The sequence below is a fragment of the Lacrimispora sp. 210928-DFI.3.58 genome, from assembly GCF_020554865.1.
In the GTDB taxonomy this organism is placed as follows: Bacteria; Bacillota; Clostridia; order Lachnospirales; family Lachnospiraceae; genus Enterocloster.
Map to the genome: position 1 here is coordinate 1 of NZ_JAJCIC010000063.1, position 12,042 is coordinate 12,042.

Annotated in this window: 13 protein-coding genes and 1 pseudogene; 9 read left to right on the forward strand and 5 right to left on the reverse strand. The window is 42.4% G+C overall.

The features are described from left to right. Positions 1 to 211 precede the first annotated feature (211 nt). On the forward strand, positions 212 to 577 hold the full coding sequence (locus tag LIZ87_RS21025) for a TnpV protein (RefSeq protein ID WP_227149095.1): 366 nt from the start codon (positions 212 to 214) through the stop codon (positions 575 to 577). Then, positions 574 to 837 (forward strand): annotated as a pseudogene (locus LIZ87_RS22760) (DUF6809 family protein). Before LIZ87_RS21025 ends, LIZ87_RS22760 begins: the two are co-directional and overlap by 4 nt. A 198-nt stretch (positions 838 to 1,035) precedes the next feature. Here the strand turns inward: LIZ87_RS22760 and LIZ87_RS21035 are convergent. From LIZ87_RS21035 to LIZ87_RS21050, 4 genes are all read right to left on the reverse strand, one after another. Next, positions 1,036 to 1,263: a DUF2188 domain-containing protein gene (locus LIZ87_RS21035; protein ID WP_227149097.1), complete on the reverse strand. Its 228-nt coding sequence runs from the start codon at positions 1,261 to 1,263 to the stop codon at positions 1,036 to 1,038. Positions 1,264 to 1,268: 5 nt separating this feature from the next. Continuing rightward, positions 1,269 to 1,484: a hypothetical protein gene (locus LIZ87_RS21040; protein WP_227149098.1), complete on the reverse strand. Its 216-nt coding sequence runs from the start codon at positions 1,482 to 1,484 to the stop codon at positions 1,269 to 1,271. A gap of 204 nt (positions 1,485 to 1,688) precedes the next feature. Beyond that, positions 1,689 to 2,402, reverse strand: coding sequence for an ImmA/IrrE family metallo-endopeptidase (locus LIZ87_RS21045; RefSeq protein ID WP_227149099.1), 714 nt, complete (start codon positions 2,400 to 2,402; stop codon positions 1,689 to 1,691). A gap of 14 nt (positions 2,403 to 2,416) precedes the next feature. Then, entirely contained in the window at positions 2,417 to 2,782 is a 366-nt protein-coding gene (locus LIZ87_RS21050) for a helix-turn-helix domain-containing protein (protein WP_227149100.1), read from the reverse strand. Positions 2,783 to 2,986: 204 nt separating this feature from the next. Here LIZ87_RS21050 and LIZ87_RS21055 point away from each other — a divergent pair, with 204 nt between their 5' ends. From LIZ87_RS21055 to LIZ87_RS21085, 7 genes are all read left to right on the forward strand, one after another. Next, complete coding sequence (locus tag LIZ87_RS21055) at positions 2,987 to 3,202, forward strand: helix-turn-helix domain-containing protein (RefSeq protein ID WP_227149101.1); 216 nt, start codon at positions 2,987 to 2,989, stop codon at positions 3,200 to 3,202. Further along, positions 3,202 to 5,034: a type I restriction-modification system subunit M gene (locus tag LIZ87_RS21060; protein ID WP_227149102.1), complete on the forward strand. Its 1,833-nt coding sequence runs from the start codon at positions 3,202 to 3,204 to the stop codon at positions 5,032 to 5,034. The genes LIZ87_RS21055 and LIZ87_RS21060 overlap by 1 nt, the downstream gene beginning before the upstream one ends. After that, a complete protein-coding gene (locus tag LIZ87_RS21065; protein WP_227149103.1) occupies positions 5,031 to 6,395 on the forward strand; it encodes a restriction endonuclease subunit S in 1,365 nt (454 codons plus the stop codon). The genes LIZ87_RS21060 and LIZ87_RS21065 overlap by 4 nt, the downstream gene beginning before the upstream one ends. Next, positions 6,385 to 9,336, forward strand: coding sequence for a type I restriction endonuclease subunit R (locus LIZ87_RS21070; protein ID WP_227149104.1), 2,952 nt, complete (start codon positions 6,385 to 6,387; stop codon positions 9,334 to 9,336). Before LIZ87_RS21065 ends, LIZ87_RS21070 begins: the two co-directional genes overlap by 11 nt. 168 nt (positions 9,337 to 9,504) lie before the next feature. After that, a complete protein-coding gene (locus tag LIZ87_RS21075; RefSeq protein WP_227149105.1) occupies positions 9,505 to 9,717 on the forward strand; it encodes a helix-turn-helix domain-containing protein in 213 nt (70 codons plus the stop codon). A gap of 58 nt (positions 9,718 to 9,775) precedes the next feature. Continuing rightward, on the forward strand, positions 9,776 to 10,579 hold the full coding sequence (locus tag LIZ87_RS21080; protein ID WP_227149106.1) for a Shedu anti-phage system protein SduA domain-containing protein: 804 nt from the start codon (positions 9,776 to 9,778) through the stop codon (positions 10,577 to 10,579). A 102-nt stretch (positions 10,580 to 10,681) separates the two neighbouring features. Further along, positions 10,682 to 11,569, forward strand: a complete 888-nt coding sequence (locus tag LIZ87_RS21085) for a hypothetical protein (RefSeq protein WP_227149107.1) — start codon at positions 10,682 to 10,684, stop codon at positions 11,567 to 11,569. Positions 11,570 to 11,697: 128 nt separating this feature from the next. Here LIZ87_RS21085 and LIZ87_RS21090 read toward each other — a convergent pair. Further along, positions 11,698 to 12,042 (reverse strand): hypothetical protein (locus tag LIZ87_RS21090; RefSeq protein ID WP_227149108.1); only part of this gene is annotated, 345 nt, incomplete at its 5' end.

Sequence of the window (12,042 nt, forward strand, 5' to 3'; positions counted from 1 at the left end):
GCTGCTGGTCTCACGCCAGGCGAAAGTTTGCAGAGATTGTAAAAACAGCAGCAAAGGGTAGTTTCCAATAAGACAGTATGAGAACATTACTGACATAGGGTAGCTGCCGTACAGGAGTGCGACAAGAAGAATTGGCGATACTTGGTTTTCACAACCAGGTATCGCCTTTTTCTATCTTTAACAGAATGTTTGAATCTTATTGGAGGTACATATGATGCAAGAACTAAACTACATTCGCTGTGGCGATTACTATATTCCCGATATTCGCTTAACGGAGGAAACCAGGCCTATTGGTCGTTGGGGGCGTATGCACAGAGATTATATCAAGGAGCATAATCCTATCCGTTTCAACGATCTGTGTCTTAGCGGTGAGCTGTGGACTTATCTGGCTGATTTAAACGAGCAGGCACAGAGCCGTCTTGAACTCATCATTGAGCAAATGAAAGCCGCTGAGGGCGTGACAGAGAGCATGAAGCAGCATGATCAGATGGCGTGGGTTGGAGCTATGAACAGCATCCGCAACCGAGCCGAGGAAATTGTTCTGCGTGAGATGATCTACGAGGAGGATGCAGTATGAGAATCCTTGAAGAATTTTGGTATGGTAATATCGAGCCAACAGAATATGACACATCCTCTTGCAAAGAATACAAGAAACTGTTGGAGCTGATTTGCAGGAACGAAGAAAAACTCAAAGCCACTATGACGGACGAGCAGAAAGAACTGTTTGAGTAATACACAGATTGTGTGCGAGAGCATCAAACCAATACAGAATGTTTGATTTTTCAGAATGGCTTTAAGTTAGGCGCACGAATGATGTTAGAAGTCATGGAAGAATAAATCTGCATTACACATAAAAACAGGTGCCTATGCGGCAACATAGGCACCTTTTCTTTAATGCGCTTTCGCTTTGTGGTTGGCCAGAGTCTTCCCAGCCTTGCTCTTCGCAGACTTAGAAGAACTTTTAGACGCCAAGGTCTTACCGGCTTTACCAACCTTACCACCATGATGTACAGCCATGATATTCACCTCCCTGAATTAACCCTTCGGCGGGCAAGGATCGTTCCCATGGCTGTCTGCGGACTGGATGCGCCCGTTCATACCATGAACAACGAATTCGGTGCCCTGATTTCGGCTGATTTGTCTTCCTGCGTTTACGGCCTGTTCCTTGGTTGCGAAATGGCCGCTGGAACGCTGAGCGCCGCTACGCTTCACATCCCAACCTCCGTTGGAATTGTGAACAACATGATGAGAAGAACGTGCCATATTAATTACCCCCTATGCGCTTTCGGACAGCAGGTTGCACAGCCATCCGCATCAAAATAAATTTTCTTTGCCTGAGTAACAGCTTTCACTTCGCTTGCAAAGTAGCCAACATACTGAGTGCTACGGATACCAAGCTGAGCGGCGTGTTCCTTGGTGTGGACTTCATGATGAAGGCCGGGATTTAAGGTCTGATTGTTGTTGATATAGTAATGTTTATACATAATTCTGCTCCTTTCGGCTTGACCGAGCAAGCCAGTCGTGATATTTTGGTAATGTACATATCTTGAATGAGCGGTTAATCTGTTGCAGCAGATTGCCGCTCTTTTTATTTGCGCATAAGGCATCACCTCCTTTGATGTTCGCATATTCGCCTGTTCGCTTTTTTCTAACGATCGGCTTGTATTTAAGGGAATCGGAAGATTCCCTTAAATTGAGATTTTTAGTTGGATAGGGGGTACATCAAATGTGATCATCTTCAGCGAGTTTAATCGATAGCGCATGGCCTGCTTAGACACGCTGAATGCATCCGCCATGTCACAGATAATGCTCTCTACCATGTAGTCGCACGGAAGCGGGTATTTTGAGCCTAAGTTGCTGCTTCGCTTTTTGAACTCATCTCGAACCACATTCTGCGGCATCAAGAACGCCGCTGCACACGCATTCGCCTGATACTCGATAAAATCCAGCGACGTTTTCAGACTTTTCTTCCCATTCAAGGCTACCTGCGTTGTGCTGTGAATATAGTCGGGCGTTTCACGGCGAAAACAGTTCTTGTGCAGAACTTGGTGAAATACTTCGTGCATCACGGTGAAGTTTTCACGCCCTCTATTATCCCCCTCAGTCAGAGTAGCATCAATGAGAATACTTCCCTTGGAAAGAAAAACCTTTGAGGGAAGCATACCCTCTCGATAGCAGGGTTCGGGCCACACCCACACATAGCCAGCATTGAAGGCGGTTGCGCCGAGAATAGACTGATCTGGAGTGATGTACTTCCAGTCGTAGTCAACACCCAGGCACTTTTCAATAACGGCATAGACGTCGATGGGCTTCGGCTTTTTTAAACGTTCAGGGTCAAATTGGGTCAGAAGCTTTTCGGCTTCGTTTTCCAACTGATGCGCAGAGTAGTTGTAATGGATCACGCTTATTTCTTACCTCACTCTTGTTCCTCCATCATCTCAATGACCTTCTGCCATACTTCACTGGAGGCATTATTGTCACGTGCCATACGAAGTGCAACACGGACATGCTCATTTCCCATGATGTACTCCGGCAGATCGGGAGATACTGTATTCTCCTTTTCGCCTGCGGCCAGATCAAACATGGTGTTGGTTTCTTCTTCGGACAGGCACAGAATACGGGCCAATTCATACAGCTTGTCTTTATCAGGGGGATAGCGATTCCCCTTTTCAATGTCGCTCATGTATGCCGGTACAATCCCTAATTCGGCAGCCAGTCCACGTAGTGTCAATCCACGGGATTTTCGCTTTTCAGCGATGAATTCTCCGAACTTGCCATTCATAGTCCTTTCCTCCTTGACGGGAATAAGCGTGTTCGCTGATTCCTAACACTATTATATGCAGTGATACAGAGAAAGTCAACCACATTTTTTTGAGAATTTTTTCAAAAGCCTGCTTCACCGCTTTCATTTTTTGATATCTTGTTATATAATTAAACCAGAAATCTAATTTTTAGATATTTGATTTATATAGGAAGGAAGATAAGCATGGCAGTATCCTATAAGAAGCTCTGGAAACTGTTGATTGACAGGGATATGACGAAAACGATGCTCCGTAAAGAAGCTGGAATTACAACCGCAGCACTTGCGAAACTTGGTAAGAATGAAAATGTCAACACTGAGGTGCTTGTGAAAATCTGCAACACTCTGAAGTGCGACATCTCCGATATTATGGAACTTACGGATGAAAGGGCAGGACAATAATGGAAAAAGCAAATTTTGGACAGATCGTTTCCTTTTTGTTTGGAATCGCAAATGACTGTCTCGTAGATACATATGATGTGGGTGATTACAGAAAGATTATTCTGCCTATGATGGTTATCCGCCGTTTTGACGCAGTTCTGGAACCCACCAAAGAGAAAGTTTTGAAAATGAAGGAGCAGTTGGATGCTGCCGGTATTACCGACCAGGACGAAGCTCTGTGCAGCGTAGCGGGAGAAGCTTTTTGCAACAGCTCCCCCTATACTTTGTCGGATCTGAAATCCCGCACCAACCAGCAACAGCTGAAATCCGACTTTATTCTCTATCTGAACGGTTTTTCTCAGAATGTACAGGATATTATCAAGCGCTTTGAATTCAGAAATCAGATTGACAAACTCTCTGAGCATGACATTCTGGGCCTGCTGATCAGCAAGTTTACGGATTCTTCCGTGAATCTGTCCAACCGTCCGATTTGCGATGCCAAGGGTAATGTAATTCAGCCTGCTCTGGACAACCACACCATGGGCACGGTGTTTGAAGAAGTTATCCGCAAATTCAACGAAGAAACCAACATTACCGATGCAGGACGTCACTTCACCCCTCGTGATATCGTGGAGCTGATTACCGATTTGGCATTCGTTCCTGTGAAAGATAAAATTCAAAGTACCACCTACCGTATCTATGATGGAGCCTGCGGCACCGGCGGTATGCTGACGGTTGCCGAAGGTAGAATGCAAGAAGTGGCTAAGGAATTCGGAAAGAATGTTTCGATCCATCTGTACGGGCAGGAGAATTCCGACGAAACCTATGCCATCGCTCGCAGTGACATGCTGGTTAAGGGCGAGGGTGTACAGGCAAACAATATCTTCTTCGGTTCCACCATCTCAAATGATGGTTTCTCTGGAGAAACCTTTGACTTTATGCTTTCCAATCCTCCTTTCGGTACACCTTGGAAAACGGACCTGAAGGCATGGGGCGATATTAAAAAGGATGAGATTACTGACACCCGTTTCCGTGTGAACTATAAGGGTGAAGACTTCTCTCTAATTCCCGATATTGGAGATCCGCAGATGCTGTTCCTTGCCAATAACATCAGCAAGATGAAGAAAAACACAGCTCTGGGCAGTCGTATTGTGGAGGTGCACAACGGGTCTTCTCTGTTTACCGGCAAAGCAGGTCAGGGACCTTCCAATCTGCGTCAGTATATTTTGGAGCAAGATTTGCTGGAAGCCATCGTCGCAGTTCCTGAAAAGATGTTCTACAACACCGGCATTGGTACTTATATCTGGATTCTTGCCAATAAAAAAGAGGGGCGCCGCAAAGGAAAGGTGCAGCTGATTGATGCTACTTCTTTCAAGAAGTCGCTTCGCAAGAATCTTGGTGAAAAGAACTGTGAAATCGACAAGAATATTAGAGATTATATTCTGGAACTGTACATGGCATTCGATCAGGCTGATGAGCGTTACAGCAAGGTTTTTGACAATTCTGAGTTCGGTTACTGGGAAGTTCCGGTCTACACGCCGCAGTATGATGAAAACGGTCAGCCAATTCTGGATAAGAAAGGTAAGCCGATAAAGCCTAACTCTGATAAGGAAATTGTACCATTTACTTATGAAGGTGGTATCGAAGCATTTATCAAAAACGAAGTACAGCCTTATGCACCTGATGTGTTCCTCAAGCCGGGTACAGAGAAAGTCGGATATGAGCTTTCTTTTACAAAGTATTTTTATCAGCCCGTGCAGTTACGCACTCTGGAAGAAATCACCATGGACATCCGTGCGATTGAACGTGAAACCGATGGCCTTCTGGATGAGATTTTAGGAGGCTTAGCATGAAAAGGTACGAAGAATATAAAGATATAGGCCTCCCGTGGTATCCACAAGGAGTCCCGTCACATTGGGATCTCATGCGTCACAAGAATGTTCTTGAAGAACATAAAGAACTTGTTGGAAAGAACGCTGATAATTACACGTTGCTTTCCTTAAGTGTTAATGGTGTAATAATAAGAGATTTATCTGAAGGAAAAGGAAAATTCTCAAAGGATTATGATAAATATGTAGTCGTAGATAAAGGGGATTTCGTTTTTTGCTTATTTGATGTGGATGAGACACCACGAACAGTAGGGCTGTCGCACAATCACGGAATGATTACAGGCGCATATGATGTATTTCATCCGCATGATATAAACAGTGAATATTTCTACTACTATTATCTTGCACTGGACAATACAAAGGCACTGAAACCGTTGTATTCTGGTCTCAGGAAGGTTATTCCTTATCCTTCCTTTATGGCAACAAAGTTTCCAGTTCCTCCTCGCAGTGAGCAGGATCAAATTGTCCGCTATCTTGATTGGCAGGTTTCCAAGATCAATCATTTGATTCATGGTTATCAGAAGCAGATTAAATTGTTAGATGAAAGAAAAACGACAGTAATAAATGAGGCAGTAACACATGGCGTTCATGCTGATGTTGAAATGCAACCTGTAGAAGCAAACTGGGTTAAAGAAATTCCTGCACATTGGGAGTTCAACAAAGTTAAGCAACATTTCGAAATCAAGAAGCGCATTGCTGGCAAGGAAGGTTATGATGTAATATCTATTACGCAGCAGGGCTTAAAAGTAAAAGACATTGCCTCTAATGAAGGCCAAATGGCTGCCAATTACTCGAAATACCAGTTTGTATATCCTGGCGATTATGCAATGAATCACATGGACTTGCTAACCGGTTTTATTGGGCTTTCTGACTTTTTTGGGGTTACAAGTCCAGACTATCGAGTATTTTCTGCAATTGATGTTGAAAGAACCGATTTGAAATACTTCTTATATGTATTCCAGTTGGGATACAAGCGTAAAATCTTCTACGGACTGGGACGTGGTGCAGCCAATAAAGGAAGATGGCGTATGCCTGCAATAAATTTTAAGAATTATGATATTCCTGTTCCTCCGATTGAAGAACAACGTGAAATTGTTGAATACATTGAGCAAGAGACAGAAAAGATTGACTTGCTCAAAAAAGAAGTTGAAAAACATATTGAGTATCTTAGAGAATACCGAACCAGATTGATTTCTGATGTTGTGACTGGACAGATTGATGTTCGTGATGTAGTTATCCCGGAATACACGCCAGATGAAGATACGGAAATCGACACCGATGATACCGGTGAAGATGTGGAGGAGGTGGCAGAGGATGCCGAGTAATACAAAGGAAAATGGTTTTGAAACCTTGATTGTGGATACTCTGGTAAATAGCAATGGCTATGAACAAGGTGTCACAACTGAGTACAACAAGCAATATGCCATTGATGAGGACAGACTGTTCCGTTTTCTGCTGTCTACTCAGAAGAAAGCAATGGATGAGCTGCACATTCTGGACAGTGATCTGGAAAAAGATCGTTTCTTCAAGCAGTTGGACAAAAAACTGAAAAGCGATGGTGTCATAGAGCTGCTCCGCAAAGGTATGCGCTATAAGCATCTGCGTCTGGATCTGTTCTATGTGCGTCCTTCTGCTCACAATCCGGAGGCTGCAGAATACTACAAAAAGAATATCTTCAGTGTGACCAGACAGTTGCAATATTCCAGCTTCAACCCTCGTTTGGCACTGGATGTATGTATTTTCATCAACGGCCTGCCGGTAATCACTATGGAGCTGAAGAACCAGCTGACCAAGCAAAATGTGTCTGATGCAATCGAGCAGTACAAAAATGATCGTACTCCAGATGAGGTACTGTTCAGCTTCAAACGATGCATCGTTCACTTCGCTGTTGACGATAATGAAGTAAGAATGTGCACGGAGCTGAAAGGCAAGAAATCCTGGTTCCTGCCGTTCAACAAAGGCTTCAATGATGGTGCAGGAAATCCTCCGAATCCCAATGGAATCAAAACGGATTATCTTTGGAAAGAGATTCTGACCAAGGATGAGTTATCTAACATTATTGAGAACTACGCACAGGTAATTACAGAAAAGGATGAAGACACGGGAGCCACAAAATACAAGCAGGTGTTCCCTCGTTATCATCAGCTTTCTGTGGTGAAATCCCTGCTTAGTGATGCAAAGCGTGATGGTGTGGGCGGACGCTATCTGATTCAGCACAGCGCAGGTTCCGGTAAGTCTAATTCCATCGCATGGCTGGCACATCAGCTCGTCACACTGAAAAGTGACAGCGGCAAAGAGATTTTTGACACGGTTATCGTTGTGACTGACCGTATCAATTTGGACAAGCAGATTAAGGACACCATCAAACAGTTTATGCAGGTATCCGCAACGGTTGGCTGGGCAAAGAGTTCCGGTGAACTGAAACAGCTGCTGAATGAGGGCAAGAAGATCATTATTACCATCGTTCATAAATTCCAGTTCATTCTGGACGATATTGGCGAAGTACATAAGGATAAAAACTTTGCCATTCTGATTGACGAAGCCCATTCCAGCCAGAACGGCAGTCTGTCTGCAAAGATGAACATGGTGCTCTCTGGTAGCGTCTATGACGATGAAGATGATCTGGAAGACAAGATCAATACAATCATCGAGGGGCGCAAGATGGTAAAGAACGCAAGCTATTTTGCGTTTACCGCAACGCCCAAGAATAAAACTTTGGAAATGTTCGGTAAGAAGATACGCTTGCCCGATGGAACAACAAAGCCGGAGCCTCACTATGTGTACACGATGAAGCAAGCCATTGAGGAAGGTTTCATCATGGATGTACTGCGTCATTTCACCCCGGTACAGAGTTATTATAAGTTGGCGAAAACCATTGAGGATGATCCGCAGTTCGATAAGAAACGAGCACAGCGATTGCTTCGTTACTATGTGGAATCCAATCAGTATGCTATCCACGAAAAGGCTAACATTATGGTTGAGCATTTCCATACAGAAGTGATTGCCAAAGGAAAAGTCGGTGGTAAGGCCAGAGCTATGGTTATCACCAGTTCCATTAAACGTGCTATCGAATATTACAAAGCGATTTCTAAGCTGTTGGAAGAACGCAAGAGCCCCTTTAAGGCAATCGTGGCATTTTCCGGTTCTGTCGAGTATGAGGGCAAACAGGTTACAGAAGCAGATCTGAATGGATTCCCGAGTGCCAAGATTGAGAAAATCTTTAAGGGCGATCCCTATCGCATTCTTATTGTCGCAAACAAATTCCAGACTGGTTTTGACGAACCTCTGCTACACACTATGTATGTAGACAAAGGATTGGCAGATATTAAGGCAGTCCAGACACTATCTCGTTTAAACAGAAGCCATCCTGACAAGAAAGATACATTTATTCTGGACTTTGTGAACAAGCCTGGAGTTATCAAAGAAGCCTTTGACAGGTATTATAAAACCACAATTCTGTCTGGCGAGACCGATGTAAATAAACTGAATGATTTGATTGATACCATGGAATCCATTCAGGTTTACAGCGAGTCGGATGTAGATACTTTCGTGGAACGTTATCTGGCAATCGAACCTCGTGAAAAACTTGATCCGATCCTGGATAGGTGTGTTGAGGTCTATAAGGATTTGATTATTGAAGACCAGATTGAGTTTAAGAGTAGTGCTAAAACTTTTGTGCGAACCTATAATTTTCTGTCTGCTATTCTACCGTATGGTAGTGTTCAGTGGGAAAAGCTCTCCATTTTCTTGAACCTTCTGGTGCCTAAGCTGCCCAAGCCGGACGGTGAGGATTATACCGAGGGCTTGCTTGAAGATGTAGATCTGGAGAGTTACCGTGCAGAAGCGCAGCAGACTATGAGGATTCAGCTTGAGAACGAAAACGGCGAAATCGATCCCATTCCGGTTAGCACCAGTGTAGGGGTTGATGTTCCGGAACTGGATACGCTCACAAACATCTTGAAGGAATTCCATGATATCTTCGGTAATATCGAGTGGACGGATGAAGACAAAATCAAGAAGCAGATCAACGATATAATCGAGAGTGTCCGCAGGGATGAGAAGTACAATAATGCAATGCAGTTCTCTGACAAGCAGAATGCCCGAGATGAAAGTGATCGTGCTGCTCACGAAGCAGTCATGAATAGTATGCAGAGCGGCCTGGAGTTGTTTAGAGAAGTTCAGAACAACCCGTCGTTTAGAAAGTGGCTATTTGATAGCGCATTTAATTCAACATATCAGGCAAACCATAATCAGACAAGTTTATAATACGTGATAATGAAACAGCTTACCACTTTGCTAAACGCAAAGAGGTAAGCTGTTCAACTTCTGACCAACTTGGACAGAAGTGTTTTATTATCGTGCGATGTCAATCATACTAATTGAATTATTCACGCTTTCGTTATATAATGATTGTTAATGTAAGGAGGGATCGCCATGGGTGTAACCTACAAGAAGTTATTTCATTTACTGATTGACAAGGGTATGACTAATGCAGAGCTGATGGAAAAAGCGGGCTTTAGTGCCAATATAATTACCCGAATCAAACGTGATAATTATATATCTCTCGATACTATCGAGAAAATTTGCAAGACTCTCAATTGTGGAGTCGATGACATTTTGGAATTCACCACAGAGAGCAAACAATGAGCAACATTGCGGTAAATTCTATGTACAAGCTTTAATTGACATTATATGAGGAAACATTATGAATTTATATAAACGAGATTATATAAAGATCCCTCCTACCAACCAGGAAATACAACTGTATGAAGATGTCTTGCGTGCCGAGAGAGAAAGTGTTGGAAACAGAAGATTTGGTAAAATAAATCATAGGCGATTGTATCCAGTAGCAGTTCGACACTACGAAAGTTTATTTCCTAACAATCATGTAGAGTTGTTTGATTTCCAGAAGGAAGGTAATATGGAACAACTAAATGAAGAATTTTGTGCCTTGATTCATGATGCAAACACAAACGAAAGAGACGTTCTTCGCTTCATTAATCACAGACCTGCTTATCATATTATTGCTGGTGTATTTAAGTATTATAATTTTGGCCACCACGATGCATATGTCTTCCCGGAATTTGCTTTAGGTAAGTACATTGCCGATTATTTGTTGATAGGAAAAAGCTCTGGCGGCTATGAGTTTGTATTTGTCGAGCTTGAACACCCTAATGGAAGAACAACCTTGAAATCTGGACACGAGGGAGAAGCCTTTAGAAAAGGTACTTATCAAATTTATGATTGGAAAGCAGAAATCGAAGCACACTTTTCTGCATCGTTTGTGACGATCACCAAGTACAGCAACAAATCCTCACTTCCGAAGGAATTTTCAGAATATGATTCAAGCCGCTTCCACTATGCTGTGGTCGCAGGCTTGCGTGAGGATTACAACGAAGCTACTTATCGTGATCGTCGAAACAAAGCAACCCAGCAAAACATTCTGACTTTGCATTATGATAATCTGTACGATAAAGCCTGCGAGTTAGAAACAGCTCAATCATTTTAAATAACAAGTGAACCGCTCATGTTAACGGTTAGGATGAACGTGCTTCTCCCATCGTTGACATGGGCACCTGTCTTTTGAAGAGAAAAGAACAAGGAGCAAGATATGAAACCAGTATTGATGGAAAATGCCTTTGAAGCGTGGGCGGCTGCCATACGCTTTTGTGATGATATAAAGGATGGAAAAGCAACACTCCAGTATCAGAAAAATTTTGTGTCGTCACTTCATAATGCTGTTGAACTTATTATGAAGCAAATGCTGTTGAATGATAATGATCACAGGGTTGCAGAAGTAAGAAAAGCAAAAAATGAAGCTGATGCAAAACTCTTACTCGATTATTTCAAGGCAACGGATTTAAATAGTTTTTTTGATACGTTGTCAAATGAAGACCTTTCAAAATTTAACACAATTCAATTTAACGAACTAATTTCATTACATAAGAAATTATTTGGCAGAAGCCTTGCGCAGGGAGAATCGTTAAAAACAGAACTTGAGCTGTTGCAAAAGCTGAGAAATAATGAAACCCACTTTTTGATTCGTCAAGGCAGCTTTTTGTCCGAAGAAGATTTTTGCGTGCTTCATAATTTCATGATTCGCTTTTATAAAATTATGGAGACATGGTGTCCTATTGACAAAGATGATTATGAATTATATATACTTCCTTATTGGGGAGATCCCATTGGAGCCGATAGCATTTACGGATTCAATCGTGAACCTTTACAGAGTTTTTCTTACGAAACTGCTGTAAGAAATTCAAAGTTAGCAAAGAAAATAGCAGAATTACTTAACGGTGACTATCTATATGGTGCTCCTGATTTTTCACCATATACCATTACAAAAGATTTGATTGAACAACACATGGAGTTATCTTCTCAGTTTGATGAAATATGGTCTATGGTGTATATGATGCAATGCTTAGAGATGATTTCTGTAGATGAAATTTTGGATGATGAACAAGGGCGAGTTTATTTTGCAATGAGTGTTCTGTTTTAATAGGTTGTTTGAGTAAAAGAGCATTGTTCTTACATATTTTGCATTTGCAACGTTGACAGAAATAGCCTGTATTTGTATAATATTGGTGTAACAGGTCGATCGTTGCATACAACTGAATATAGAAGTGTTCAAACATATTGAGAGATAGTCGGATTCATCCGACACGGTATCGGTACACCGGAAGTGCCGAACTGCTCCATCACGCCTGTGGTTCTGTTGGCGGGAGCTGTGTGAAGCAGAACCCGACTTTGATCTTCAGAGCCGATTACATAGAACATCATTTTGAAGCGAGAGCCACGCTCCCGCCGATTTCTGATGCTCTGTGTAATTGGCTCTTTTTGTTTGTCCAAATTGAGCCACAACGATAGTACATCCTTAAAATTGAATGACCGTCCGAATGAGATATGACTTTGCGATGGATAACGTATAATTAGTTTCGCAAATTCAATTTCATAAAAATAGACATGGTCTAT

What these genes read in the sequence shown, in the direction of transcription:
- LIZ87_RS21050 (WP_227149100.1), bottom strand. Translation starts at nt 2,782, where the DNA reads ATGAATGGCAAGTTCGGAGAATTCATCGCTGAAAAGCGAAAATCCCGT.
- LIZ87_RS21060 (WP_227149102.1), top strand. Translation starts at nt 3,202, where the DNA reads ATGGAAAAAGCAAATTTTGGACAGATCGTTTCCTTTTTGTTTGGAATC.
- LIZ87_RS21035 (WP_227149097.1), bottom strand. Translation starts at nt 1,263, where the DNA reads ATGGCACGTTCTTCTCATCATGTTGTTCACAATTCCAACGGAGGTTGG.
- LIZ87_RS21055 (WP_227149101.1), top strand. Translation starts at nt 2,987, where the DNA reads ATGGCAGTATCCTATAAGAAGCTCTGGAAACTGTTGATTGACAGGGAT.
- LIZ87_RS21075 (WP_227149105.1), top strand. Translation starts at nt 9,505, where the DNA reads ATGGGTGTAACCTACAAGAAGTTATTTCATTTACTGATTGACAAGGGT.
- LIZ87_RS21065 (WP_227149103.1), top strand. Translation starts at nt 5,031, where the DNA reads ATGAAAAGGTACGAAGAATATAAAGATATAGGCCTCCCGTGGTATCCA.
- LIZ87_RS21085 (WP_227149107.1), top strand. Translation starts at nt 10,682, where the DNA reads ATGAAACCAGTATTGATGGAAAATGCCTTTGAAGCGTGGGCGGCTGCC.
- LIZ87_RS21080 (WP_227149106.1), top strand. Translation starts at nt 9,776, where the DNA reads ATGAATTTATATAAACGAGATTATATAAAGATCCCTCCTACCAACCAG.
- LIZ87_RS21025 (WP_227149095.1), top strand. Translation starts at nt 212, where the DNA reads ATGATGCAAGAACTAAACTACATTCGCTGTGGCGATTACTATATTCCC.
- LIZ87_RS21040 (WP_227149098.1), bottom strand. Translation starts at nt 1,484, where the DNA reads ATGTATAAACATTACTATATCAACAACAATCAGACCTTAAATCCCGGC.
- LIZ87_RS21070 (WP_227149104.1), top strand. Translation starts at nt 6,385, where the DNA reads ATGCCGAGTAATACAAAGGAAAATGGTTTTGAAACCTTGATTGTGGAT.